The sequence below is a fragment of the Sphaerisporangium sp. TRM90804 genome, assembly GCF_029846175.1.
GTDB lineage: Bacteria > Actinomycetota > Actinomycetes > Streptosporangiales > Streptosporangiaceae > Sphaerisporangium.
Genome location: NZ_JARWAC010000026.1, coordinates 1 through 25,404 on the forward strand (window position 1 = coordinate 1; position 25,404 = coordinate 25,404).

The following is a 25,404-nucleotide window of genomic DNA, read 5'->3' on the forward strand; positions in this document are numbered from 1 at the left end:
GCAAGCCCTCCACCACGGCGAACCGCCCCACCGGCCAGAGTGCCCACCCCTCGGCCAGGCGCCCGCCCCCACGACACAGAACCCGCCCCCTGTAGCCGATCCCTGCGCGCCCGCGCGGGGGCGAGCATCCCAGGCCGAGCGTCAGCACCCCGCTCAGGCCGTCTCGGGACGGTACTCAGGCGGGGTCGGGTAGGCGTACTCAGGCGCGCGGACCGCGAGCACCGCATGCTCGAAGCCATGAGCAAGCCTGTGCAGCCGACGATGACCACCGCGTACTTCCTCCAGTGCGTCATCTCCTTCGGGGCCGCCCTCACCAGCGTCGCGATCGGCGTCTACCACCTCCCGGTCGACGGCTGGGTTCGCGCGTTCCTCACCGTCGCCGTGCTGTACGCGGTCACCTCCTCGTTCGGCCTCGCCAAGTGCGTGCGCGACCGGCAGGAGGTCGAGAACATGTCGAGCCGCATCGACCAGGCGCGCCTGGACCGGCTGCTGTCCGAGCACGACCCGTACAAGACCGAGGCCGCCTGAGGCAGGCCTACTCGTCGTCGAGGCCGCGTTCGATCGCGTACCGGACGAGCTCCGCCCTGTTGTGCAACTGCAGCTTGTTCAGCGTGTTCTGCACGTGGTTCTGCACCGTGCGGTGGGACAGCACGAGCCGCTCGGCGATCTGCCGGTACGAGAGGCCCTTGGCGACCAGGCGCAGCACCTCGGTCTCGCGGTTGGTCAGGCGCGGGCCGTCGTCCGGCGGGGTCTGCTCGGCGAGGCGCCGGTACTCCCCCAGCACCAGCCCGGCCAGGCCGGGCGTGAACACCGGCTCGCCCTCGGCGGTGCGCCGCACGGCGTCCAGGAACTCCGGCCTGCTGGCCGACTTGACGAGGTACCCGGACGCGCCCGCCTTGACCGCCTCCAGCACGTCCTGCTGCTCGCCGCTGGCCGTCAGCACGAGCACGCGCGGCGGGTGCGGAAGGGCGGCCAGCGCCCGGGCGACCTCGACGCCGGGCAGGTCGGGCAGCCGCAGGTCGAGGATGACGACGTCGGGGCGCACGGCGCCGGCGATCCGCAGCGCCTGACGGCCCTCGCCCGCCGTCGCGACCACGTCGTACTCGGCCTCGCCGAGGTCGCGGGCGATGGAGTCGCGCCACATCGGGTGATCGTCTACCACCATCACACGCGGCCCGCTCATGACGCCCCCCGCGTGCCGAGCAGCCGGGTGACGGCCGTGCTCACGGAGCGGGGACGGCCCGCGCGCGGCGTGACGGGGACGCTGAGCTCGACCTCGGTGCCCTGGCCGGGAACGGACAGGAAACGCACCGTGCCGCCCACGTTGGCGAGCCGGCCGCGCATCGACTGGGCGACGCCGAGCCGGCCCGCGGCCCGCGCCTCTTCCAGGCGTCCCGGCGGGATTCCGGGGCCCTCGTCGCGCACGGTCACGGTCACGGCGCCGGTGTCGCCCTCGACGAGCACCCAGGCCCTGGTGCCCGAGGGGCAGTGCCGTCGTACGTTGTCCAGGGCCGCGCCGGCCGCCGCCTCCAGCTCGCGCGCGTGGTGCGCGGGCAGCAGCAGCGGCTCAGACGCCGTCACCGTCGAGACGGTGACGGCCTCCGACTCGAACCGTCGCAGCAGGCGCGCCACGTCGGCCGAGCCGTCCTCCGACGGGCCGATGCCGGCCGGTTCGCTCCGGACCAGTTCGCGCAACGCCCTCTCCTGTTCCCCCGCGAGCCGCCCCAGCTCGGCGGACTCGCCGCCGATCTCCATGCCGCGGCGTTGCACCATCGTCAGCACCTGGAGCACCGAGTCGTGGATGTCGCGGGCGAGCCGTTGGCGCTCACGCCCGGCCGCCTCCATCTCGGCCACCCGCTGCAGCCGTTCCTCGGCCTGCTTGACGAGCTGGACCACATGCCCCACCGCCACGCCGGCCAGCACGAGCAGGACGGCCCCGTTCAGCGGGACGAACCGGTCGAACCCCCGCAGCCACAGATCGGCCGCCGCCACGACGATCGCCGTCACCCCGGCCGCGCGGCGCCCGGCGTAGACGGCCCAGGCGAGGACGGGGCCGCCGACCCAGGTGGCGGTGACCGGCATGACGCCCGCGGGCCCGGCGTCCGGGCCCTGGACGTACGTCGACGACAGCAGGCAGCCGACGGTGACGAGCACGTCGAGCACCAGCACGCCCCTGCGGTATCCGAGCGAGTACGCGAAGGTGCTGACGGCCGTCCAGGCGGCCATCACGCCGATGACCAGCCATCCGAGGACCGGCCGCTCGTAGCCTCCGGCGTGGGCCAGCAGCATCGCCGCGTAGACCAGGGACGCCGCCTGGTACACCGCGACGGCGCGCCAGAACGGCCGTTCGATGCCCATGCAGCCCCATCACCGCTCGTGAGCGCCGGTCTCCTGACGAGTCCGGCGTCGATCCCCGCTCCCGACTATAGGAGGAAGCGCGCGTGGATCAGGAGGGGTTTCGGCCCCTGGCCGGAGCGGACGTTCTCAGCCCCGCGGAACGACGGGACCCGTGCCGGACGCGACACCCGATCTCCCCGCCACCTTCAACGTATGGCACAGCCCGGGGCTTGTGGCAAGCCCCCGGTGCTGGTCCACAATTCGGGGCCGGAAGCCGACCGGGGGCCGGCGAAACCGAGGCCGGCGGGAATGCGGGTGCCCGTTCACCATGCCCTGGGCCGACCGTGACGAGGAGGATGGTTTCGATGCGTGTGCTGCTGTCGACGATCGGGTCGCGTGGCGATGTGCAGCCGGTGGTGGCGCTGGCGGTGCGGTTGAGGGCACTCGGCGGGGACGTCCGCGTGTGCGCGCCGCCCGACTTCGGGGACTGGATCGGCGATCTCCGGATCCCGTTCGTCCCGCTCGGCCCCGAGCTGCGCGGCACCGGGAAGGCCGCTCCGACGGCGGCCCCGCCCTCGCCCGAGCAGCGGCGTCAGATGGTGACGGCCACGGTCGCCACCCAGTTCGAGACGCTGTCGGCGGCGGCGGAAGGCTGTGACGTCATCGTGACGGGCGGATACCTGGTGCCGGCCGCCCGCTCGGTGGCCGAGCGCAGGGGCGTCCGCTACGTCTTCGCCGGTTACTGCCCGGCGGCCCTGCCCTCCCGGCACCACGCCCCGCCCCCGCTGCCGATGCTGGGCGATCCTCCGGTGGAGGACGCCGACAACGGCGCGCTCTGGGCCCGGGACGCGCGGCGCTGGAACGACACGTGGGGCGAGGCGCTCAACTCCCACCGGGCGCCGCTCGGCCTGCCGCCGGTCACCGACGTCCGCGGCCACCTGTTCACCGACCGGCCCTGGCTCGCCGCCGACCCGGTACTCGGCCCCTGGCCGGAGCCCGGGGACCCGCGGGTGCTGCAGACGGGCGCGTGGATCCTGCCGGACGAGCGGCCGCTGTCCGCGGAGCTGGAGGCGTTCCTCCGGGCCGGCGAGCCACCCGTCTATTTCGGCTTCGGCAGCATCCGCGCCCCGCACGACCTCGCCAAGACGATGGTCGAGGCGGCCCGCGCGCTCGGCCGCCGCGCGATCGTGCTGCGCGGCTGGGCCGACCTGGCGCCGCTGGACGGCGAACCCGACTGCCTGTCCATCGGAGAGGTGAACCAGCAGGCACTCTTCCGGCGCGTCGCGGCGGTCGTCCATCACGGCGGCGCGGGCACCACCACCGCCGCCGCGCGGGCGGGCGTGCCCCAGGTCGTCATCCCCCAGCACTTCGACCAGCACTACTGGGCACGACGCGTGGCCGGCCTCGGCGCCGGAACCGCGCACGCGCCCGGCGCCCCGACCACCGCCTCCCTCACCGAGGCCCTCCGCCACGCCCTCCAGCCGGACGTGGCCGCCCGCGCCACGGCCCTCGCCGGCGAGATCCGCACCGACGGCGCGGACGCCGCCGCCCGGCGGCTGCTCGCCCCGGACTTCCGTCGCTCCTCCTGAACGGCTCTCCAGCGATTCTCCGGCGGGCGGGCCGCGCACCGCTCCCCGGGTTCGGCGACGGGAAGCGCGCGCGGGCCCTCGGCCCAGCACCAGACCTTGTAGTCGAAGCCCGGCGCGCACGGGTGCACCGGCTGATGCTCAGGCGCCGCGGGCGGGCGTGCGGAAGACCTGCCGGCCGTGCCAGTCGATGTGGCCGGGCTCGACGGCGTCCATGCCCGGCTGCGGAGCGCGCAGCGGCCGTCCGGCCAGGGACAGCACCATCTCCCTGGCCGAGGCCGATCGGCCGACGAACCTGGCCGAGACGGTGATGGTGCGATCGGACGTCATGCCCAGCACGCCCTTGTCGAACAGCTTGTGGTGGATGACGCACAGGCACAGCCCGTTGGCCAGGTCGTCCGGCCCGTCGAAGGCCCACCAGCGCACGTGGGCCGCGTCCAGGCCGACGGCCACGCCGTCCAGCCAGCCGTCGTAGGCGCAGAACGCGCAGGCGTACTCGTACGCCATGAGCACCTTGTCGCGGAAGGCCGGATCACGGCGCGCGGGCCCGACGGCGGCCGGCTCCACCGGGGCCGTCTCCAATGCGTCCAGGTCGAGCCCGGCCATCCGGCAGATCTCCTCGTGCAGCGAAGGCGGGAAGTTCGTGTCCAGCAGGAAGCGGGCGATGCCCGCCGCCAGCCGGGGATCCTCCGTCAGATCCCGCGCGAGGTCGGGGTGCAGACGCCCGGCCGCCCGGCCGTCACGCAGGAGCCCCAGCCCGGACCCCGGACTGCCGGGCCCGTCGGCGGTGTCCACCAACCACAGCCCGTCGCTGGTCAGGTGGTGGAACGGGTATCCGGGGCTGGTCTCACGCGACGGGCCGTACTCCTTGAGCAGCCGCCTGAGATCGGCCTCCGCGCCGCTGAACGAGATCGGCACGTTCCCGTCCCGTTGAAAGCGCCCCAGCACGTACAGCAGCAGAAGCGGCTTGTGCGGCGCGCGCTCCCCACCCCGGGCCCAGCGCCGAATCCCAGCGATCCGGGCAATCCACTCCATGGCCGCCCAGTGTAGGGCGATCATGCCCGATGCCGTTTCCACGGAACGGCCGGGCCCGCGACCTCGGCCGGGACGAGTGACAGCGGTCGCTCCCGGCGTCCCCTGCCGCAGAACACGCGAAATCGTCCGAGGCGGGCACGGGCGTCGTCTCGCGGGGGCGGCGTCGATCGCTCGGACCGCCTACTCGGTGTCCGAGCCGGTCGCGGCGCGGGCGTAGCGGCGGGCCAGGTGGGCGTAGGCGTCCCTGAGCTCGGCCGGGCCGACGACCTCGATGTCGGCGTCGAACCTGCCGATGGTGGCGGCCAGGCCGTGCCAGGACCACGAGCCCAGGACGAGCCGGCAGCGGCCGGGGCCGAGTTCCTCGACGATTGCGTCCCAGGTGTGGCGGGACACGAACGCGGCCGGGAGGTCGAGGATCACCTCGCCGCGGCAGGGCCAGTCGCCGCCGTCGGTGCCGCGGAACCTGCCGGCCACGAAGGCGGCCACGTCACCCCCGGGCAGCTCGCGCGGGGTGAAGCGGGGCCCGGTGGGGGTGCGCGGGGTGATCCGGTCGACGCGGAAGGTGCGCCAGTCCTCGCGTTCGAGGTCCCAGGCGACGAGGTACCAGCGCCCGCCCCAGGTGACGAGGTGGTGCGGCTGCGCCCGGCGCGGCGGGGCCGGCGCGCCGTCGTCGTCTCCCACCGGCGCGGACGCGGGGGTGTAGTCGAAGCGCAGCACCTCGCGGGCGTGGACGGCGGCGCTGAGTGCCATGAGCACGCCGCTGTCGACCTGCGGGCCCGCCCGGTGCCGCGCGACGGCGGTGACCTGCAGGGTGTCGATCCGGTGGCGCAGCCGCGCGGGCATGACCTGCCGGACGGTGTTCAGCGCGCGCGCCGCGGCCTCGCCGATGCCCGCGCCGGTGGCGGTGGCCATCTGCAGGGCGATGGCCAGGGCCACGGCCTGCTCGTCGTCGAACAGCAGCGGGGGCAGCTCGCTGCCGGCGTCGAGCCGGTACCCGCCGTCGGGCCCCTTGAAGGCCACGATGGGATAACCGAGCTCGCGCAGGCGGTCGACGTCACGGCGCACGGTGCGCGGGCTGATGTCCAGCCGCTCGGCCAGCAGCGCCCCCGGCCAGTCGCGGCGTGCCTGGAGCAGCGAGAGCAACGACAGCAGTCGCGCTGAGGTCTTCGGCATGTTCCCCATACTGCCTCCAGAAGCGGTCACAACCTGGCCGCTTCTCCTGCGATCGTCATCGCGTACCCGAGAACGACCGGAAGGACCCGCACGCGATGACCATCAACACCTCGACGTCCCCGACCCTCGACGCCGAGCGGGCCGACCTGCTCGACCAGCTCGCGGCCGTGCGGTCCGGCCTGCTCACCACCGTGCGCGGGCTCGGCGACGAGCAGGCGGGCGAGCGTCCGACGGCCTCGGCGCTGTGCCTGGGCGGTCTCGTCAAGCACGTCGCGTCCATGGAGGCGCAGTGGCTGAGGTTCGTGCTGGAGGGCCCCTCCGCCATGAACTATGACCTGCCCGAGGGGGTGACCTGGGAGGACTTCGCGTCGGGCACCGCCCGTGAGTACCCGAAGTGGGCGATCGATCATCAGAGCGACTTCCAGATGCTGCCCGGCGAGACGCTGACCGGCATCCTCCAGCGCTACGAGCAGATCGCCGCCCGCACCGCGGAGATCGTCGCCACCGTCCCCGACCTGTCCGCCACCCACCCGCTGCCGGCGGCCCCCTGGCACGAGCCGGGGACGGCGTACAGCGTGCGCCGCGTGCTGACCCACGTCATCGCCGAGACCGCCCAGCACGCCGGCCACGCGGACATCCTGCGCGAAACCCTAGACGGCCAGACCTCGACCTGAGCGATGCCGAAGTCGGGGGCCGGACCGGCCACCGTCCCGGCCGGTGTCCCCCGGTGATGAAGCTCGTGGTCAGTCGCCCGGTGGGGTGCAGTCGAGGATGACGTGCCCGAGCGGGGTGGTGTGAACGCCGGCGACGTCGAGCCCGGCTTCGGTGGCGATGGCGACGTAGTCCTCCGCTGCGCGCTCGCGGCCGCCGCTGAGCACGAGCATGCGCAGGTTCATCTCGGCGAACATGGCGGGGTCGTCACCGGAACCCCCGGGGGTCTCGATCACGACGACCCGTCCGTGCCGCCCGGCCGCCTCGGCGCACCGGCGCAGGACCCACCGGGCGTCGTCGTCGCCCCAGTCGTGCAGCACCCGCCGGAGCACGTACACATCGCCCCCGGTGGGCAGCGGTTCGAAGAAGCTCTGCCCGGCGAACTCGCACCGCGTCTCCAGGCCACGCTCGGCCAGGTACCGCCGGCCCCGCTCCACCGTGTCCGGCAGATCCACGAGCGTGGCCCGGACGCCGGGGTTGGCGCGCAGCACTTCGGCGAGCAGGGCGCCGGCGCCGCCGCCGACGTCGACCACATGCCGCGCACCCGACCAGTCGTACCCCTCGGCCGCGTCGGCGACGTAGTCGGCCCCGTCGGCCATCATCGCGTCGAACGACCCGCTGATCTGCGAGTTGAGCGCGAGATACCGCCAGAACGGGGCGCCGAAGACCGTCTCCCAGGCCGGTTCCCCGGTGCGGACCGTGTGCAGCAACCCCGTGAAGGCCAGATCCATCCGCCCGCCGAACCCGTCCAGGTCGAGCCGCGCCCGCATCCCGGAAGGATGCCCGGCCGCCAGCAGCGCGGCGGGCTCGTTGACCGCGAACCTGCCCGGCTCGGGCTCGACGAAGACTCCGTGGCACACCAGGTGCCGCAACACCCGCCCCAGGGCGTCGACGTCGGTGACGGACCGCCGCGCCAACTCCTCGACGCTCACCACGTCGTCGCCCATCAGATCGCTCAGCCCCAGCGAGGCCGCGACCCGCACCGCCATCGGCGTGACCAGATCCGTCACAGGCGCCAGCACCTCCCACGCCGCCTCCCAGGCCGACGCCCGCCCCCGCTCCCCGCGCCCGCCCTCAGCACTGGTCAAGGCCAATCCCCCTCCCCGCACCGGATGCTGGCCGAAAGCTACCACGCGCTCAACCGCCCGGACCCGAACGAACGAGACCCCAGCCGCCTTGCGGCCGATCCACCCGCTCGGCGCGATCAGAGCGGCGTCCGGGTCGTCCGGCATCCGCCCACGGTCAGACGTTCGCATCCGTCTGGGGACGGAACACTCACCCGTGGATGGCGGCCAAGATGCGTCCCGGGCCAGACGCGCTGACACGGCACCGCCCAGCAGCATGTTCATGCGTCCGGCGAATCTCGCCGAGACGCGTCGGCACCGACACTGCGGGTGGGCATACATGAACGTTGAGACCGGCGGGCGGATCGCGCGATGGCGGCAGGCCGGCGCTGAGCGGCGGGCCGCCAACGCCGCTGCCAACCTGGGGCGGCAGCCTCCGTTTCCCGGGCGGTGGGTGAGCGGCGTGGCGCTGATCTGCGGGCCCATTCTGCTCATGACCGGGATTCTGCTGCGCTCACAGTTCCACTACTTCTTCCCGGACCAGCTCGCCGCCTACACCCGGCACCCCACCCTCATCACCGTCTCCTACGCCTGCTTCGCCTCCGGGGTCGTCCTGCTGTGGCCGGCGGTCATGACACTGGCGCAGCGGATCGCCGCCACCAGCCCGCTGTGGGGGATCTGGGGCGGCTGCCTGGTGATCGTCGGGCTGTTCACCCGCACCTTCCAGTTCGGCACCGACCATCTGGCCTTCCACCTCACCGACAGCCTCGGCCTGCAAACCATGATCAACGCCATCGACGCCTACTACCTGGCATGGCGCGACACCCACTGGCACCCGTTCAGGTCGCTGTCCGGACCGGCCTTCTTCGGCTGGATGGTGCTGGCCATCGGCGCCTACCGCTCCGGCGCTCTCGGGCTGGGCCGGTCGATCGCGCTCGGCCTGATGTCGGCGCTCGCCATCGGCACGCTCAAAGGCACCGAACCGCAGTCCGTCATCGCCGCGGGCGGCCTCTGCGTCGCGCTCATCCCCCTGGGCATCTCGCTGCTCCGCAGCGGCCCCCCGCCGAGCAGGCGTGCCATCATCTGGATCATCGTCCTCGTCGCATGGCTCGTCTTCGGCGCGACCCTCGGCCCGACCCTGGCCCCGTTCACCCGAGGCTGACGACGGCTCGCCCTCACCGGGTACACCGGAACAGACCCCGCGCGGTGACCTGGAGATCTGCGGTCCAGGAGGTCTGGAACTGGAGAAGGCGCTGGTCAGGGGGTGGGGGGCGGGGTGGGGACGGTGCTTTCTCTGATGAGGAGGCGGTAGTCGGCGCGCATTTCCCAGGGGGGGCGGTGGATGGAGCCGTCGACTCGCTGTTTGAGGAGGTTGACGGCTATCTGGGCCAGCTGCGCCTTGTCGGGGGCGACGGTGGTGAGGGTGGGGGTGCTGAACCTGCCGTCTTCGATGTCGTCGAGGCCGGCCACGGCGATGTCCTGGGGGACGCGCAGGCCTGACGACAGGATGGTGCGCAGGGCGCCCAGGGCCAGCAGGTCGTTGAAGCAGAAGACGGCGTCGGGGGGGTCGCCGGAGGCGAGGACGGCGGCCATGGCGGCGGCGCCGTCGGCGCGGCGGTAGCGGTCGACCTTGATGACGTGCTCGGGCAGGCCGTGGGCGCTCATGGCCTCGCGGTAGCCGGCCAGGCGCAGGGGGGCGGTGCCGCTGTCGGCGTTGTCCTGGGCGCCGAGGGCGACCACCCGGGTGCGGCCGAGGTCGATGAGGTGCTCGGTGACGTCCCGGGCGGCGCGCACGTTGTCGATGGCGACGTGGTCGGCCGGGCCGTCGTGGATGCGCTCCCCCAGCAGCACCAGCGCCGTGTCGTCGGTACGCCCGGCCAGCTCGTCGGCGCCGATGGCGGCCGGGCTGAGGATGAGGCCGTCGACGCGGTGGTCGCGCACGCCGTCGATCACCTGGCGTTCGCGGGCCAGGTCGCCGCCGGTGCGCTCGATGACGACGATCCAGCGGTGCTCGGCGGCGGCGTCGATCACGAAGCGGGACAGCTCGGCGAAGTAGGGCTCGTCGATCTCCGGCAGGGCGAGCGCGATCACGCCGGTGCGGCCCTGGCGCAGGTTGCGCGCCGACAGGTTGGGCCGGTAGTCGAGCTTGGACAGTGCCTGCTCGACCTTGGCCCGCGTGACGGGTGAGACGTGGGTGTAGCCGTTCACCACGTTGGAGACGGTCTTCACCGAGACGCCGGCCAGGTTCGCGACGTCGCGCAGGCTGGCTCCCACCGCGCCCCCTTCCCTCGAACACCCGGCCACGCGGCGGCGCCGGGCGGGTCATACCCCTGCTCAACGGCCGGAACAGGCCGCGGCATCGATCGTAACGTGACGGTCTCGCTCCTCGTCCACCGGTTTACAACGTTGAAACAACGTTGTACAAAGCAGAACAAACGTCTCACGACAGGATGGTCCAGGCCTTGGCCACAACAGCTCGCCTCACCCTTGATCCCTCGTTCCGGATCGGCCGGGTGGAGCCGCGCCTGTTCGGCTCGTTCGTCGAGCACATGGGCCGCAGCGTCTACACCGGCGTGTTCGAGCCCGGACACCCGCTGGCCGACGCCGACGGCTTCCGCACCGACGTGCTGGAGCTGACCCGGGAGCTGGGCGTCACGCTGGTGCGCTACCCCGGCGGGAACTTCGTCTCCAACTACCGCTGGGAGGACGGCGTCGGCCCGGTGGAGGAGCGCCCCGAGCGCCTGGACTTCGCCTGGCGCAGCCGCGAGGACAACAGCTTCGGGCTCAACGAGTTCATGGCCTGGGCCGCCAAGGCCGGCGTCGAGCCGATGATGGCGCTCAACCTGGGCACCCGGGGCGTGGCCGAGGCGCTGGAGCTGGTGGAGTACGCCAACTACCCCGGCGGCACCCGCCTGTCGGAGCTGCGCCGCTCGCACGGCGTGGACAAGCCGCACGACGTCCGCCTGTGGTGCCTGGGCAACGAGCTGGACGGCCCCTGGCAGATGGGCCACAAGACGGCCGCCGAGTACGGGCGGCTGGCCGCCGAGACCGCCAGGGCGCTCAAGCGCTTCGACCCCGGCCTGTCGCTGGTGGCCTGCGGAAGCTCCAACAGCGGCATCGCCACCTTCGGCTCCTGGGAGGCCGAGGTGCTGGAGGCCACCTACGGGATGGTCGACTACATCTCGCTGCACGCCTACTACGACCCCTCCGACGGGGACGTCGACTCCTTCCTGGCCAGCGGCGCCGACATGGAGCACATGATCAAGTCGATCGCGGCGACCGCCGACCACGTCGGCGCCAAGCTGCGCGACCGCAGGAAGATCATGTTGTCGTTCGACGAGTGGAACGTCTGGTACCAGAGCCGCTTCGGCGGGGAGTCGTCGCTGGAGTGGTCGCGGCACCCTCGGCTGATCGAGGACGCCTACGACGTCACCGACGCCGTCGTGGTCGGCAGCCTGCTCATCACGCTGCTGCGCAACGCCGACCGGGTGGGCGTCGCCTGCCAGGCCCAGCTCGCCAACGTGATCGCGCCGATCATGACCGAGCCCGGCGGCCCGGCGTGGCGGCAGACGATCTTCCACCCGTTCGCGCTGACCGCGCGGCACGCCCGGGGGCGGGTGCTGCGCGTCGAGCCCGACTCCCCCACGATCACCACGGGCAGGTACGGCGACGTGCCCGCGCTGTGGGCGACCGCCACACACGACGAGGCGACCGGCGAGATCACCCTGTTCGCCGTCAACCGCGACCGGCACGGCCCCTGTGAGGTGGAGATCACCCTCCCCGGCGGCATGCGCGTGGCCGAGCACCTGGAGCTGGCCGACGACGACCCGACCGCACGCAACTCCGCAGGTCAGCCCGACCGTGTCGTCCCCCGGGCCGGTGCCGGCACGAGCCTCGACGGCGGTCGCGGCACGCTCCGCCTTCCGCCCGTTTCATGGAGTATCGTCCGTTTCGCTCCCCTTGTCCCCCAGGAGTAGCTCATGACCAGCCCACTGTCCCGCCGCTCGTTCCTCGGCATGTCCGGCGCCGTCGGCCTCACCGCGGCCCTGGCCGCCTGCGGCGGCGGCTCCAAGATCGGGGCCGGCTCCGGCGCCCCCGCCCCGGCGGCGCCCACCTTCTCCGGCGGCGAGTACGCCGGGCCCAAGGTGAGCCTGGACTTCTGGAACGGCTTCACCGGCGGGGACGGCCCGCACATGCGCTCCATGCTGGCGGCGTTCAACAAGGAGTACTCCGGCCGCATCGAGGTGCGCAACGTCACCCGGCGCTGGGAGGACCTCTACCCGGCGATGCCCACGGCCATCAGCGCGGGCAAGGGCCCGGACGTCGCGGTCATCCACAACGACTGGATCGGCAGCTTCGCCGCCCGCCAGGTGCTCACCCCCCTGGACGACGTCGTGTCCGCGCTGAAGCTGACCGAGTCGGACTTCATCCCCGCCGTGTGGCAGGCGGGCGTCTACGGCGGCAAGCGCTTCAGCGTCCCCCTGGACGTGCACTGCCTGGGCGACTACTGGAACGCCGCCCACCTGGACAAGATCGGCCTCAAGGAGGCCCCCGCCGACAAGGCGACCTACGAGCAGGCGCTCGGCGAGCTGACCGAGGCCGGGATCGCCGACCCGTTCTGGATGCCCAGCAAGTGGCCAGCCCACCTGATGTTCATGTCGCTGGTGTGGCAGTTCGGCGGCGAGCTGTACAGCGAGGACGGCGCCAAGGCCCTGTGGGGCTCGGAGCAGGCGACGGCGGCGCTGTCGTGGATGGTCGAGCAGATCGACAAGGGCAACAGCCCGGGCAAGGTCGCGATCGACACCCAGTACGCCGCCTTCAAGAACGACAAGACCAGTTTCACCTGGGACGGCATCTGGCAGATCAACGACCTGAAGACCAACGCGCCCAACCTGCGCTGGGGCCTGTCGCCCATCCCGGTCATCGGCGAGAGCGCCGCCGTCTGGAGCGCCTCGCACAACTTCGTCATGACCTCCCAGACGGCCCGCAGCGCCGACAAGATGCAGGCCGCGAAGTTCTTCGTCGACTACATGAGCCGGCGGTCCACCGAGTGGGCCAAGGCCGGCATGATCCCGGCCCGCAACTCCGCGCGGCAGGACCCGGCCGTCGCCGACCTCCCGCAGATCAAGCTCGCCCAGGACCTGACCGCGTTCCACTTCCTGCCCGCGCTTCCCGGCGTCGGCGACGTGCAGTCCAAGGCCCTGGAACTGGCGGTCGCCAAGGCCGTGCTCAAGCAGGCGAGCCCGGCCGACGCGCTGCGGGACGGCGTCGCGAGCGCCGACAAGCTGCTGGCCGAGAACAAGAGGAAGTACGCCCGGTGAGTCTGCTCACCCGGCCCGGCGGCGTGGAGGAGGTGGCCTTCGCCGCCTCCTCCGGGACCTCCGCCCGCCGGATGAACCGGTGGACGCCGTACGCCTTCCTCGCCCCCTACCTGGTGCTGTTCGCCGTCTTCATGGTCCTTCCCATCGGTTTCGGCTTCTGGACCAGCCTGCACGAATGGGACATCACCCTGCCGTCCAAGCCGTTCGTCGGGCTCGGCAACTACGCCGACCTGTTCGACCCCTCCAGCGTGGACGGCTCGCGCTTCTGGACGGCGATGCGGGCGACCGGGATCTTCACCGTGGCGTCGGTGCCGCTGCTCATCGGGCTGCCGCTGCTGGTGGCGCTGCTGATGAACGGCCGGTTCGGCGGCCGCAACGTGTACCGGGCCGTCTACTTCGCGCCGTACGTGCTCGGGGTGGCCGTCGTCGGCTTCGTCTGGCGCTACCTGCTGGACGGCAACATCGGCCTGGTCAACCACTACCTGGGCCTGGACGTGCAGTGGACGACCGACCTGCCGGCCGCGTGGGTCGCGCTGGTGGGCGTCACCGTCTGGTGGACGCTCGGCCTGAACGCGGTCATCTTCCTCGCCGGCCTGCAGGACATCCCACGCGAGCTGTACGAGGCGGCGATGGTGGACGGCGCGGGCCCGCTGGCGCGGTTCCGCTCGGTGACGCTGCCCGGCCTGCGGCCGGTGAGCGTGTTCGTGGTCAACGCCACCATCCTGGCCTCGGCCAACATGTTCGGCCAGTCGTACCTGCTCACGTCGGGAGCCCCCGCCGACCAGACCAAGACCGCGATCTACCTGATCGCCGAGACCGGCCTGCGGCAGTTCGACATGGGCACCGCCTCGTCGATGAGCTTCGTGCTCGCCGGGTTCCTGATGTGCGCGAGCGCCCTGGTGTTCGCCGCCTTCCGCGACAGGGGGCGGCGATGAGCGCCCCGTCGGCCGTGCGGGTGCGGCGCGCCCTGCTGCACCTGGTGCTGGCCGTGGTCGCCGCCCTCTACATCAGCCCGCTGGTGTACATGGTGACCACGTCGTTCAAGACACGCGAGGGGGCCGGGTCGACCACCCCGCAGTGGATCCCCTCCCCCGCCACGACCGGGGCCTACCGGGAGATCCTCGACAGCGCCGACAGCCCGATCATGACGTGGTTCGCCAACAGCCTGATCGCGGCGACCGGCCACGCCGTGCTCGTGCTGGCGACCGCCGCCCCGGCCGCGTACGCGCTGGCGCGCCTGAGCTTCCGCGGCCGTTCGACGATCTTCACGGTGGTGGTGGCGACGCTGTTCGTGCCGCCGGTGGTGCTGCTGGTGCCCAACTTCCTCATCGTCAACGAGCTGGCCTGGGTGGACAGCCTGCCCGCGGTCATCGTCCCCGCCGCGGCCGGCGCCTTCGGGGTGTTCTTCCTGCGGCAGTTCTTCCTCACGCTGCCCGCCGAGCTGGAGGAGGCCGCCGAGCTGGACGGCTGCAACCGGTGGCAGATCTTCACCACCATCGCGCTGCCGCTGGCCAAGCCCGCGCTGGTCACGCTTTTCCTGCTGTCGTTCCTCACCAACTGGAACGACTTCCTGTGGCCGATCTACGTGCTGCTCAGCCCGGACGCGCTGACGCTGCCCGCCGGCCTGGGCAACTTCCAGAGCGCCAACACCATCCGCTACGACCTGCTGATGGCCGGCGCCGTGATCGCCAGCGTGCCGGTGATCCTGCTGTACCTGGTGGCCCAGCGCTGGGTCATCGAGGGCATCTCCCGGTCGGGCCTGAAGGGCTGACCGGAAAGGCGAGGCCCCGCACCGGTGCCGGTGCGGGGCCTGCCGCCGTTCAGCGGTGCGGGGTCAGGGGGAACAGCTCAGGGCGTCGGCGTCCTTGCCCGCCTGGGGCACCCAGCGGACGTTGGCGAACGACGCCGAGAACGTGCCCTCGGTGTAGACCAGGAACGGCGTGTTGACCACCTCCATGTCCAGGCCGCCCGCCGCGAAGCAGGACACCGGGATCTTGACGGTCGACTTGGCGCCCACCGGCAGCCCCCGCAGCGCCGACGTCACGTCGAGCTCGGCGAGACAGGGGTAGACGCAGTGCGCGCTGACGACGGTGCGCGCCGCGGGCGGCTGGTGCACGATCGTGTCGAACACGAGCGCGGCGTCGGCGTTGAGGTAGCCGCGCAGGTCGGTGCCGCCGGCCGGGTTCTGCATGTAGAGCTGCGCGGGCCCGGCGCCGGTCCAGGTGGCCTTCAGGCCGTCCTGCTGCACGTTGACGTCGGCCGGCACCACGGTGATCTCGGCGTGCGCGGCCTCGCCGTCGACGCCGATCTCGGTGCCGCCCCAGTTCTCCGGCGAGCCGATGAAGCTCTTGTACGGCGCGACGTCGGTGCGGTTGAAGACCTCCAGGTCCTCGGTCGCGGTGCCGCCGCCGCCGGTCTGGCCGCAGTTGAACTCCGGCGAGGTCTCGTCCAGCGTGCCGACCGACCCGCTCTGGCCGTAGCGCAGGCCGTAGCCCAGCGGGAACAGCGGGTCGTAACCCTCCTGGCCGGGGTTGAGCGGGGTCTGGCAGGCGCTCTTCGGCCAGGAGTACGACAGCGTGCCGGTGTAGCCGGAGGCGCCGAGCCCGCCGCGCACCAGCAGGTCGGCGACGCCGCCGCCCTCGGTGCCCGGCAGCCACGCGACCACGAAGGCGTCGGAGCGGTTGAGCTCCTTGTTGACGTACATCGGCCGCCCGGTGACGTACACGGTGACCACCGGGGCGCCCTTGCCGCGCACCTTGTCGAGCACCGCCAGGTCGCCGGGGTACAGCTTGGCCGCCTCCAGGGTGCGCCGCGACAGGTCGCCGACGCCCTCGGCGTACGGCGTCTCGCCGATGACCGCGATGACCGCGTCGAAGGCCGAGGGGTCGACGCCGTCGGCCGTCTCGCTGAAGGTGACGTTCCCGGCCCCGAGCACCTCGCGAAGGCCGCCCAGGATGGACGTGCCGTTGGGGAAGTCGGCGTTGGTGTTGCCGGTGCCCTGCCAGGTGAGCGACCACCCGCCGGTCTGGTTCTGCAGGCTGTCGGCGCTCTTGCCGACCACGAGCACCTTGGACCTGGGCGACAGCGGCAGCACCTTGCCGTTGTTCTTGAGCAGCACCTGCGAAGCGCGGACGGCCTCGCGGGCGAGCTTGCGCGCCTCCAGCGCGCCGGCGGAGCCGGCCTTGTGCCGGGCCGAGGGCTTGCGGGCGTCGAACACGCCGGCCCGCAGCTTCACGCGCAGGATGCGGGTGACGGCGTCGTCGATGCGCGCCATCGGGATCTCGCCGCTCTCGACCTGGGCGACGGTGTTGGCGATGAACGCCTTCCAGTCGTTGGGCACCATGACGACGTCGATGCCGGCGTTGACGGCCCGGGCGCAGCCGGCGTTGGTGCAGCCGGCCACCTGGCCGATGCCGTTCCAGTCGGAGACGACGACGCCGTCGAAGCCCATCTTGCCCTTGAGGATGCCGCTGAGGGCGCGCTCGCTGCCGTGCAGCTTGCCCTCGCCGATGCCGAGCTCCTCGTTGGTCCAGCTGTTGAAGCTGACCATCACGCTCTGGGCCCCGGCGGCGAGCGCGCCGTAGTAGCCCTGGCCGTGCAGGTTGATCATCTCGGCCTCGGAGGACGGGTTCACGCCCTGGTCGGTGCCCTTGAGGGTGCCGCCGTCGCCGATGAAGTGCTTGGCGGTCGCGATGACGCCGTCGCGGCCGAGGCGGCGGGAGTCGCCGTCCTGCAGGCCGCGGACCGCCTCGTAGCCGTAGGCGCGGACGATGCGCGGGTCTTCGGAGTAGCCCTCGTAGGTGCGGCCCCAGCGGTCGTCCCTGACGACGGCGAGCGTGGGCGCGAACGCCCAGTCCTGGCCGGTGGCGCGCATCTGCCCGGCGGTGGCCTCCCCGATGTCGCGCACCAGGCAGGGGTCGTGCGCGGCGCCGAGGCCGATGTTGTGCGGGAAGATCGTCGCGCCGTAGACGTTGTTGTTGCCGTGGACGGCGTCGATGCCCCAGATGACGGGGATCTTGGCGCGGGTGGCGAGGGACGCCTCCCAGTAGGCGTCGGCCAGGGTGAGCCACGCCTGCGGCGAGGCGTGCTTGTCGCGGCCCGGCCAGGAGCCGCCGCCGTTCAGCACCGACCCGATGCCGTACTGCCGGACCTCGTCGGGCGTGATCGCGGCGATCTCCGGCTGCGTCATCTGCCCGACCTTCTCGGCCAGCGTCATGCCGGCGAGGATCTTCCTCACCCGCTTCTCGTCGGCGGGGTTCTGCTTGATCGCGCTCTTGACCCTGGGCCACTCGGCGAGGGTGGGCAGCCGCTTCTCGATGCGGGCGCAGCCGTCAGGCCCGGTCGCGGGCTTGCCGATCACCGGCTGCCCGCCGCCCCCGGCGGTCTCGGCGCCCGCGCCCGGGATCGCGGCCGCGCCGGTGGCCAGGAGGGCGAGGCCCGCGATCACCGCGCTCGCGCTCAGGCGGGCCCGTGAGCGGGCGAAGGGTCGTGTCATCGACGAGTCCGTTCTCGAGGCGCGCAACGATCACCCCGGCCAGGGGGGCGCGCTTGGCCGATCTTTGCCCTGTAACGCTGCGGAGTCAAGAGCCTCACTAGAGCGCTCTCCCTCCTGGGAGGCGCGGCGGCCTTCGGGGCCCTGACGTCGATCTCCACGCTGATCATGGGGATGGCGAACCCGCCCGGCACCCCTTGGCCGCGGCTCTCCGGACGACCAGAGAGCGCTCTCCGCCCTCGGCCCGCCCCTCTCGACCGTCAGGAGCGGGCCGAAGTTCTTGACATCGCGCCGAGAATCTTGTCAGTGGACCATTTACTGTTAAGAAACTTTCTTTCAGAATAGGAGCACCCCCCCAGCAAAGGAGCAAGGACATGCGAAGAGTCATGACCTTCCTGTCGACGGCGGTGATCGCCATCGGTGCCACCCTGTTCATCGCCTCGCCGGCCCAGGCGCACGGGTACATCAACTCGCCCGCGAGCCGCCAGTACGTGTGCGCCCAGGGCAGGGTCGCCAACTGCGGCGACATCATCTACGAGCCGCAGAGCGTCGAGGGGCCCAAGGGCCTGCGCTCCTGCCACGGCGGCGTGGGCCGCTTCGCCCAGCTCAGCGACGAGAGCAAGCCCTGGCCGGCCACCCGGGTGGGCAGCAGCGTCACCTTCAACTGGACGCTGACGGCCCGCCACGCCACCAGCACGTGGGAGTACTACATCGGCAGCACCCGCATCGCGGTGTTCAACGACGGCGGCCGCCAGCCCGGCGCCACGGTCTCGCACAACGTGAACCTCGGCAGCCGGACCGGCCGCTTCAAGGTCCTGGCGATCTGGAACATCGCCGACACCGCCAACGCGTTCTACAACTGCGTCGACCTGCAGAGGTAGGCGGGAAGGACGCGTCGCGGCACACGCGCGGCTCATCGCCGGCGACCGGCCCGCGGATGGACCGGTCGCCGGCCCGGCGCGACCGTGGACGACGGTGATCTTTACGGCTAGTTTGCCCGGTATGAGGCTCCGATCGGTATTCGGCATGATCTCGGCGGCGGGTGTGCTCCTGGCCGCCGCCCCCGCGGCCGCACAAGCGCACTCCGCGCCCGTCGCGGACCCGCCGCCCACGGCCCCCGCGCGGACGCCGCCCTCCGCTTCCACCTCCGCCTTCGAGAGGTCGCTCTCGGCCGGCGGCGGACCACCGGCCGCCTCCGTGCTCACCTGGGAGCCCCGGCCCACCGGCGTGACGGCGCGCCTTCGCGGCCTGTCCCCCGTCAGCCGGGACGTCGCCTGGACCTCCGGCAGCGCGGGCACCGTGCTGCGCACCACCGACGGCGGGCGGCGATGGCGGAACGTCTCCCCTCCCGGCGTCGCCGACCTGCAGTTCCGCGACGTCGAGGCGTTCGACGCGCGCACCGCCGTCGCCCTGTCGATCGGCGAGGGCGAGCTGTCACGCGTCTACCGCACCGACGACGGCGGCGGCACGTGGGCCGAGACCTTCCGCAACGACGAGCCGCGCGCCTTCTACGACTGCCTGGCCTTCTTCGACCGCCGGCACGGGCTGGCGATGAGCGACCCGGTCGACGGCAGGTTCCGCATCCTGTCCACCGACGACGGCGGGCGCACCTGGCGGGTGCTGCCCTCCTCTGGCATGCCGGAGGCCCTTCCCGGTGAGGCCGGGTTCGCCGCCAGCGGCCAGTGCCTGGTCACGGCCGGCCGGAACGACGTGTGGATGGCGACCGGAGGCGCCGCGCGCTCGCGTGTCTTCCACTCCGCCGACCGCGGGCGCACCTGGACGGTGGCCGACACCACGATCCCCGCCGGCGACCCGGCGCGCGGGGTGTTCGCGCTGGCGTTCCGCACCCCCCGCGACGGCATCGCCGTGGGCGGCGACTTCCAGCCGGGCCTGCCCTCCCCCGACGCCGCCGCCACCACCGCGGACGGCGGCCGGACGTGGCGGACGGCCGCCACGCCGCCCGAGGGCTACCGCTCGGGCGTGACCTGGCTGCCGTACCTGCCGTTCGCGGCCATCGCGGTCGGGCCCACCGGCAGCGACCTCACCCTCTCGGGCGGGCGGCACTGGCAGCGCTTCGACACGGGGTCCTTCGACACCGTGGCCTGCACGCCCGACCTGAGCTGCTGGGCCTCCGGCGAGCAGGGCCGCGTCGCCCGCCTCGCCCTGCGCCTGCCCTGAGCGGGACGCGGCCACCCACCCGGGAGCCGCCTCACGGGGAGTGCGGCCCCCGGGAGCGGCCCTCGGGGAGTGCGCCGCCCGGGAGCGGCCCGCGGGGAGGGTGCGACGCCCTCGCCGGGACCGCGGCCGCGGACGCCTGAGCAGAAGACCAGCGGGCCGGCCGTGACCGCGCCGCCTCGGCCGGCCCGCTGCAACGGCCGTCAGGTGCCGGCCGGGTCTGTCGGGCCCGCCTCCCCCTTGAGGCTCGGGTGCAGCGCGACGACCACACGGTGCGCGCGACCCCCCTGGGCGTTCTCGTCGTGGTACTTGGCGACCAGCCTGACCACCGTGTTGCCCAGTTCCTCGGCGAAGGCCGCGCGGTCGGCGGCGCTGGCGAAGCGCACCTCGCCGTCCATGGCGAACGTCGCCACCCGCTTGTCGGCCTTGGCGGCGCCCGTGATCAGCGCGCCGACGTCGCGGACGAGCCTGGCCGCCACGGCGAGCAGCCAGCGCGCCGACAGCCGGTCGGGTGACTGCGCCGGGTCGGGCTGCACGGCGGCGAGGGCGGTCGGCGAGATGACGTAGGAGGCCGCGCTGGCCTGCATTAGCCGCTCGTTGACGTTGCCCTTCCTGCGCTCCTCCACCAGGCTGACGAGCCCGTGCCGCTCCAGCGCCTTGAGGTGGTAGTTCACCTTCTGCCTGGGCAGGCCGACCCGCGAGGAGAGCATCGTGGCCGAGGCGGGCTCGGCCAGCTCCGCCAGCAGGCGGGCGCGCACGGGATCCAGAGAGACCTCGGCCGCGGCCGGGTCCTCGATCACCTCCACATCGAACATGTTTCCAGCGTGACACCGACAACTATTATTGTCAATAGTGCTCGAGTTGTCGGCATGGTGGCCTGCGGGGCACCCCACGGTGGCCGGAGGGCAGAATTGACCGCGGGAGCCGGGCGACAGGAGGATCTCCGTGGTCAACACCAGCCAGATCGAGGAGTGGAACGGCGAGGGCGGGAGGTACTGGGCCGCGCACCAGGAGCGCTACGACGTGATGCTCAGCCGCTTGACCACCCACCTCGTCGCCGCGATGGAGCTCGCGCCGGCCGACCGCGTGCTCGACGCCGGCTGCGGGTGCGGGTTCACCACCCGGGTGGCCGCCGCCCGCGTGACCGAGGGCTCGGTGCTCGGCGTCGACCTGTCCGAGCCGATGCTCGCCCGGGCCAGGGAGAGCGTGGAGCGCGAGGGCCTGCGCAACGTGCGCTTCGAGCGGGCCGACGTCCAGGTGCGCGACTTCCCCGAGGCCGCGTTCGACGTGGTGATCAGCCGTCTGGGCCTGATGTTCTTCGACGACCCCGAGGCCGCGTTCGCCAACCTCTTCCGCGCGCTGCGCCCGGGCGGGCGCCTGGTGTTCCTGTGCTGGCAGGAGATGGCCGCCAACGAGCACCGCGTCGTGCCGCTCTCGGCCATGAGCCCGTACCTCTCGACGCCGCCGCGCCCGTCGACCGCTCCCGGCGCCTTCTCCCTCGGCGACCCCGAGCGCCTGCGCGGCCTGCTCGGCGGCGCGGGCTTCGCCGACGTCGTGCTCACGCCGGTGACCGAGCCGGTGCTGGTCGGCGGCGACGCCGCCGACGCGGCCGACTTCCTGCGCCGCCTCCCGTCGATCCGCACGCCGCTGGAGGAGGTCGACGAGCCCACGGCGGCCAAGGCCGTCGACGCCATGCGCGACGCCCTGGCGGCGTACGAGACGCCGCAGGGCGTGCAGCTCGGCTCGGCCGCCTGGCTGGTCCGCGCGCGACGCCCCTAGCGGAGCCGGCCGATCGTCCACCGAGGCCTCCGAGCCGCCGCGGACGCCCCGGCGTGGGGCCTCGGGCCGCCGGGGCGCGCCGGCCGGGTCACGCCGGAGGCAACCGCAGGACGAACCGGGCGCCCCGGGCGCTGGGCGCCAGCGTGAGGGTGCCGCCGGTGGCCTCGGCGATCTGCCGCGCGATCGGCAGCCCGAGGCCGGTGCCGTGGGCGTCCCCGCCGACCGCGTCGGGCAGGCGGGTGAACCGCTGGAACACCAGGTCCCGCTTGTCGGGCGGGATGCCGTCGCCGTCGTCCAGGACCTCCAGGACGGCGGCGCCCTCCGGGAAGGCCGGGTCGCCCTCCACGCGTTCGGCGTACACCTTGACGGTCACCTCGTGCCCGGCGTGGCGCTCGGCGTTGTCCAGCAGGTTGCCCAGTAGCCGGGCCAGCCGCATCCGGTCCCCCACCACGAGCACGCCGTCCGCAAGTTCTCGCCGGACGGCCTTGGTGAAGCGCCGGTCGCGCAGCTCGTTGTCGACCAGGGCGCCCAGGTCGACCAGGTCCTGGGAGCCGGGCAGGCCGGCGTCCAGCCGGGCGATGGTGAGCAGGTCGGACACGATGCCCTCCAGCCGGTCCAGCCCTCCGAGCAGCGAGGCGCTCATCGTCTGCACGCTGGTGGCGCCGGGGAGCATCAGCGCCTCCTCCACCTGGGCGCGCATGGACGTGATCGGGCTGCGCAGGTCGTGGGAGGCGTCGGAGGCGAACCGGCGCTGCTGCTCCACCGCGGCCTGCAGCCGCTCCAGCGTGTGGTTCACGCTGGAGGCCAGGTCGTGGAACTCGTCGGGATGCCGTCGTACCGGCACCCGGCGGTCGGGGGTGGTCTCGTTGATCTCCTCCAGCTCCTCCTGGATGGTGTGCACCGGGTTCAGCGCCGCGGTGACCACCCGGTAGCTGCTGTAGGTCACGACGGCCACGAACAGCACCGTGCTGGCGGCCAGCAGCACCACCAGCCCCGGATGGAGCAGCGGCGGCACCTCGGAGGAGGCGCTGTAGATCGTCCAGTTCTGACCCGAGTGGTAGACCTGCCGCGCCACCACGATGTGGCAGCCCTCGCCGGGCAGAGCGGTGTCGCACAGCACCGACTGGGTGTAACGGTCGCCGTCGGGCGGCACGAGCTCGGTCATCGGCGGCCGGCCCTGCAGGCGCGCGGTCGCCGCGACCACCCGGCGCCCCGCGTCCAGCACCTGCATGTCGTGGATCTGCCCGTCGGTCAGCGGGTTGACCAGGGAGCCGCGTTCGAGGTCCATGGCCACCCTGCCGCCGGCCGCCGACACCTCGTCGCCCAGGTACTCGGTGACGAGCTCGCGGAAGGTGAACAGCAGGATGGCGGACGCGAACATGCACAGTCCGGCCGTCACCGCACCGGCGATCACGGCCAGGCGGATCCGTATGGGCCACCGCCGCCACGCACGCACCTTCAACGCCCCCAGCAACCGTCCGGCCGATGTCGCGCGCCGTCCACGCCGGCGGGCGCCGCTCCGCGCCGTCCGGCCCTACGGACGGGGTCATCGGATACCGGATGTCCGTTACCGGTTATAACCGCATCTAAGCGATGGGAATCTGTTTCCCCGGCAAACACCTAAAAATGGGGGCCGGGGATCAACTCGCGCGGGCGGTCATCTCGGCCGCCGTGGACGGAGAGGCGAGATCGAGGGCCTTGGCGATCTCGGGGGTCTGCCGCAACACCGCGCACACCACCGGGTCGGTCTTCTTGAGGAAGGCCAGGTGGCGGATGGCGTGGGTGACGACGTTCTCCACCTCAAGGACGTCGGGGGCCGGGGTGGCGGGGGCGCCGCCCCTGGCCAGCCGCAGCTCGGACATCACCGTGGCCGCGAGGCCGGGCTCGGGGTCGGGGCACACCGCGTAGGTCAGCACGATGCCGCCGTCGGGCTCGTAGCGCCAGCTCGTGGAGTGGACGACCGCGCTCACCGCCTCGGACGTCACGCCCGCCACCCGCCGCGCCGCGGCGTCGGGCGTCTCACCGGGACGCCTGGCGGTGACCACGCGGCGATACGACCAGCGCCCGGAAGCGTCCGCTCGCAGCAGCAGGGTCTCGACCGAGACCGGTGCCAGATTTACGGTGGGCTCTTCCACGTGCCTGTCCTGTCCTGTTCCTCGTCGGCCATGGTCGCGTCGAACGCATTCCTCTCTTGCAAATAATATGCAACAACAGTTCGCGAGCATCAAAGCCTTTGGGATGAGAATTTCGACGCCGGTCTGCTTGACTGAGACGGCGCGAGGAGGCGGGTGCGATGCCGGGACGACCGGGAGTGCTGGTGCTCATCGGGTCGGGCGAGACCAGCCCGACCATGGTGGAAGTCCATCGGTCCATCGCCCGGAGAATCGGCGGCTCGCCCAGGGCCCTGCTGCTGGACACCCCCTACGCCTTCCAGGAGAACTCCGCCGACATCTCCGCCCGCGCCCGGCGGTACTTCGCCACCAGCGTCGGCCTGGGCGTCGAGGTCGCCCGCGAGACCGCCTCCCTCGGCGAGGCCGACTGGGTGTTCTCCGGCCCAGGCAGCCCCACCTTCGCCCTGGAGCGCTGGGCCGCCACGCCGATGGGCGCCGAGCTGCGGGCGCGCGTCCAGTCGGGGCAGGGGGCCACCGTGCTCGCCTCGGCGGCGGCCTGCACGGCGGGCGTCGTGGCCGTCCCGGTCTACGAGATCTACAAGGTCGGCGCGCCGCCGCACTGGCTCGAAGGCATCGACCTGCTCGGCGCGCTCGACCTCCCGGCGGCGGTGATCCCCCACTACGACAACACCGAGGGCGGCACGCACGACACCCGCTACTGCTACCTCGGTGAGCGCAGGCTGTCGGTCATGGAGCGCGAGCTGCCCGAGGACACCGCGGTGCTCGGCATCGACGAGCACACGGCGATCATCCTGGACTTCCGGGCCGAGACCGTCGAGGTGTGCGGGCGCGGCGGGCTGACGGTGCGCCGCAGGGAGGGGCAGACCGTCCTGCCCACCGGCACGACGATCGGCCTGGCGGAGCTGCGCGAGCTGGCCAAGGGCGCGGGCGGCCTCGCCTCCCCGGCCCCCGGCGCGCCGGCCGCCGCCGCGCCCGCGCCGTCGAGGGCGACGCTGGCCGAGAGCGCCCGGGCGTGTGAGGCCGGCTTCGAGGCCGCCGCCGGGCGGCGTGACACCGAGGGCCTCGTCCAGGCCGTGCTCGACCTCGAAGCGGAGATCACCCACTGGGCCGCCGACACCGAGGAGGACGAGGGCGGGGTCGAGCAGGCGCGCACACTGCTGCGGCACCTGGTCTCCCGCCTCGGGCGCATGGCCGACCCCCGCGAGCCCGCCGAACGCCTCGCGCCCCTGGTCGAGCCGTTCGTCGCGCTCCGCTTACGCCTTCGCGAGTCCGGCGCCTACGAGCTCGCCGACGCCGTGCGCGACGCCCTGGCCGCCGGAGGGGTCACGGTGGAGGACACCCCCGCGGGCCCTCGCTGGGACGCCCGCGCCTGACCTCCGCGCCCCTCTCCCCGCTCCCCCGCGTCCCTCCCGTCTTCCGGCGGCGCCGCGTCCGCTCACCCGGCCGAGAAGCCTTTCCTGCCCCGCCCCAGACGGCCGTCCGGGCCCGCCCGCCCGGCGCCCGTCCCGTGGCCGCAGGTACCGTCTGATGAGGAATAAGCGCGGGGGCCGCCGCGCTAAGGTAGTTGAAATTTCAATCGACAGGGAGGGCGGATCCGGA

At 72.7% G+C, this 25,404-nt stretch carries 22 protein-coding genes; 12 read left to right on the plus strand and 10 right to left on the minus strand.

Annotation, left to right across the window (positions count from 1 at the left end; translation table 11 throughout):
• The first annotated feature begins 237 nt into the window (after nucleotides 1–237).
• Entirely contained in the window at nucleotides 238–528 is a 291-nt protein-coding gene (locus PYR91_RS28815; RefSeq protein WP_279784786.1) for a YiaA/YiaB family inner membrane protein, read from the plus strand.
• A 7-nt stretch (nucleotides 529–535) separates the two neighbouring features.
• On the opposite strand, the gene PYR91_RS28820 is transcribed toward PYR91_RS28815, so the two are convergent.
• The gene (locus PYR91_RS28820) at nucleotides 536–1,183 is read right to left on the minus strand and encodes a response regulator transcription factor (protein WP_279784787.1); all 648 of its coding nucleotides are present in this window, start codon (nucleotides 1,181–1,183) and stop codon (nucleotides 536–538) included.
• Nucleotides 1,180–2,358, minus strand: a complete 1,179-nt coding sequence (locus PYR91_RS28825; protein WP_279784789.1) for a DUF5931 domain-containing protein — start codon at nucleotides 2,356–2,358, stop codon at nucleotides 1,180–1,182. The genes PYR91_RS28820 and PYR91_RS28825 overlap by 4 nt, the downstream gene beginning before the upstream one ends.
• Nucleotides 2,359–2,702: 344 nt before the next feature.
• Here PYR91_RS28825 and PYR91_RS28830 point away from each other — a divergent pair, with 344 nt between their 5' ends.
• Nucleotides 2,703–3,926: a glycosyltransferase gene (locus tag PYR91_RS28830; RefSeq protein ID WP_279784791.1), complete on the plus strand. Its 1,224-nt coding sequence runs from the start codon at nucleotides 2,703–2,705 to the stop codon at nucleotides 3,924–3,926.
• A 138-nt stretch (nucleotides 3,927–4,064) separates the two neighbouring features.
• On the opposite strand, the gene PYR91_RS28835 is transcribed toward PYR91_RS28830, so the two are convergent.
• Together PYR91_RS28835 and PYR91_RS28840 are read right to left on the minus strand one after the other, a co-directional pair.
• A complete protein-coding gene (locus PYR91_RS28835; RefSeq protein WP_279784793.1) occupies nucleotides 4,065–4,958 on the minus strand; it encodes a phosphorothioated DNA-binding restriction endonuclease in 894 nt (297 codons plus the stop codon).
• A gap of 180 nt (nucleotides 4,959–5,138) precedes the next feature.
• Nucleotides 5,139–6,131 carry a WYL domain-containing protein gene (locus PYR91_RS28840; protein WP_279784795.1) on the minus strand — a complete coding sequence of 331 codons (993 nt, stop codon included), beginning with the start codon at nucleotides 6,129–6,131 and terminating at the stop codon, nucleotides 5,139–5,141.
• A 95-nt stretch (nucleotides 6,132–6,226) separates the two neighbouring features.
• On the opposite strand from PYR91_RS28840, the gene PYR91_RS28845 reads away from it, so the two are divergent.
• Nucleotides 6,227–6,805, plus strand: a complete 579-nt coding sequence (locus tag PYR91_RS28845) for a DinB family protein (RefSeq protein WP_279784797.1) — start codon at nucleotides 6,227–6,229, stop codon at nucleotides 6,803–6,805.
• 69 nt (nucleotides 6,806–6,874) lie between these two features.
• Here PYR91_RS28845 and PYR91_RS28850 read toward each other — a convergent pair whose 3' ends face one another.
• Nucleotides 6,875–7,930 carry a methyltransferase gene (locus PYR91_RS28850; RefSeq protein ID WP_279784799.1) on the minus strand — a complete coding sequence of 352 codons (1,056 nt, stop codon included), beginning with the start codon at nucleotides 7,928–7,930 and terminating at the stop codon, nucleotides 6,875–6,877.
• A 316-nt stretch (nucleotides 7,931–8,246) separates the two neighbouring features.
• Here PYR91_RS28850 and PYR91_RS28855 point away from each other — a divergent pair, with 316 nt between their 5' ends.
• Entirely contained in the window at nucleotides 8,247–9,068 is an 822-nt protein-coding gene (locus PYR91_RS28855) for a hypothetical protein (RefSeq protein ID WP_279784801.1), read from the plus strand.
• A gap of 95 nt (nucleotides 9,069–9,163) precedes the next feature.
• Here PYR91_RS28855 and PYR91_RS28860 read toward each other — a convergent pair whose 3' ends face one another.
• Complete coding sequence (locus PYR91_RS28860; RefSeq protein ID WP_279784803.1) at nucleotides 9,164–10,180, minus strand: LacI family DNA-binding transcriptional regulator; 1,017 nt, start codon at nucleotides 10,178–10,180, stop codon at nucleotides 9,164–9,166.
• Between the two features lie 188 nt (nucleotides 10,181–10,368).
• Between PYR91_RS28860 and PYR91_RS28865 the strand changes: the two genes are divergently transcribed.
• From PYR91_RS28865 to PYR91_RS28880, 4 genes are read left to right on the plus strand one after another with little or no spacing between them, the layout of a single operon-like run.
• Nucleotides 10,369–11,883, plus strand: coding sequence for an alpha-N-arabinofuranosidase (locus PYR91_RS28865; RefSeq protein WP_279784805.1), 1,515 nt, complete (start codon nucleotides 10,369–10,371; stop codon nucleotides 11,881–11,883).
• Between the two features lie 3 nt (nucleotides 11,884–11,886).
• Nucleotides 11,887–13,227: a substrate-binding domain-containing protein gene (locus PYR91_RS28870; RefSeq protein ID WP_279784807.1), complete on the plus strand. Its 1,341-nt coding sequence runs from the start codon at nucleotides 11,887–11,889 to the stop codon at nucleotides 13,225–13,227.
• On the plus strand, nucleotides 13,224–14,162 hold the full coding sequence (locus tag PYR91_RS28875; protein ID WP_279784809.1) for a sugar ABC transporter permease: 939 nt from the start codon (nucleotides 13,224–13,226) through the stop codon (nucleotides 14,160–14,162). Before PYR91_RS28870 ends, PYR91_RS28875 begins: the two co-directional genes overlap by 4 nt.
• Complete coding sequence (locus tag PYR91_RS28880; RefSeq protein WP_279784811.1) at nucleotides 14,159–14,998, plus strand: carbohydrate ABC transporter permease; 840 nt, start codon at nucleotides 14,159–14,161, stop codon at nucleotides 14,996–14,998. The genes PYR91_RS28875 and PYR91_RS28880 overlap by 4 nt, the downstream gene beginning before the upstream one ends.
• Before the next feature lie 63 nt (nucleotides 14,999–15,061).
• On the opposite strand, the gene PYR91_RS28885 is transcribed toward PYR91_RS28880, so the two are convergent.
• A complete protein-coding gene (locus PYR91_RS28885; RefSeq protein ID WP_279784812.1) occupies nucleotides 15,062–17,722 on the minus strand; it encodes an exo 1,3/1,4-beta-D-glucan glucohydrolase in 2,661 nt (886 codons plus the stop codon).
• A gap of 383 nt (nucleotides 17,723–18,105) precedes the next feature.
• Between PYR91_RS28885 and PYR91_RS28890 the strand changes: the two genes are divergently transcribed.
• Together PYR91_RS28890 and PYR91_RS28895 are read left to right on the plus strand one after the other, a co-directional pair.
• Nucleotides 18,106–18,600 (plus strand): lytic polysaccharide monooxygenase, encoded by a 495-nt coding sequence (locus tag PYR91_RS28890; protein ID WP_279785105.1) that lies wholly within the window; start codon nucleotides 18,106–18,108, stop codon nucleotides 18,598–18,600.
• Nucleotides 18,601–18,721: 121 nt separating this feature from the next.
• Nucleotides 18,722–19,897: an oxidoreductase gene (locus PYR91_RS28895; RefSeq protein WP_279784814.1), complete on the plus strand. Its 1,176-nt coding sequence runs from the start codon at nucleotides 18,722–18,724 to the stop codon at nucleotides 19,895–19,897.
• 200 nt (nucleotides 19,898–20,097) lie between these two features.
• Here PYR91_RS28895 and PYR91_RS28900 read toward each other — a convergent pair whose 3' ends face one another.
• The gene (locus tag PYR91_RS28900; protein WP_279784816.1) at nucleotides 20,098–20,709 is read right to left on the minus strand and encodes a helix-turn-helix domain-containing protein; all 612 of its coding nucleotides are present in this window, start codon (nucleotides 20,707–20,709) and stop codon (nucleotides 20,098–20,100) included.
• A gap of 130 nt (nucleotides 20,710–20,839) precedes the next feature.
• Between PYR91_RS28900 and PYR91_RS28905 the strand changes: the two genes are divergently transcribed.
• Nucleotides 20,840–21,673 carry a class I SAM-dependent methyltransferase gene (locus tag PYR91_RS28905; protein ID WP_279784818.1) on the plus strand — a complete coding sequence of 278 codons (834 nt, stop codon included), beginning with the start codon at nucleotides 20,840–20,842 and terminating at the stop codon, nucleotides 21,671–21,673.
• 88 nt (nucleotides 21,674–21,761) lie between these two features.
• Here PYR91_RS28905 and PYR91_RS28910 read toward each other — a convergent pair whose 3' ends face one another.
• Together PYR91_RS28910 and PYR91_RS28915 are read right to left on the minus strand one after the other, a co-directional pair.
• A complete protein-coding gene (locus tag PYR91_RS28910; protein ID WP_279784820.1) occupies nucleotides 21,762–23,087 on the minus strand; it encodes a HAMP domain-containing sensor histidine kinase in 1,326 nt (441 codons plus the stop codon).
• Nucleotides 23,088–23,313: 226 nt separating this feature from the next.
• Nucleotides 23,314–23,808 carry a hypothetical protein gene (locus PYR91_RS28915; RefSeq protein WP_279784822.1) on the minus strand — a complete coding sequence of 165 codons (495 nt, stop codon included), beginning with the start codon at nucleotides 23,806–23,808 and terminating at the stop codon, nucleotides 23,314–23,316.
• A gap of 158 nt (nucleotides 23,809–23,966) precedes the next feature.
• Between PYR91_RS28915 and PYR91_RS28920 the strand changes: the two genes are divergently transcribed.
• The gene (locus tag PYR91_RS28920; RefSeq protein ID WP_279784823.1) at nucleotides 23,967–25,178 is read left to right on the plus strand and encodes a hypothetical protein; all 1,212 of its coding nucleotides are present in this window, start codon (nucleotides 23,967–23,969) and stop codon (nucleotides 25,176–25,178) included.
• The last annotated feature ends 226 nt before the right edge of the window (nucleotides 25,179–25,404 follow it).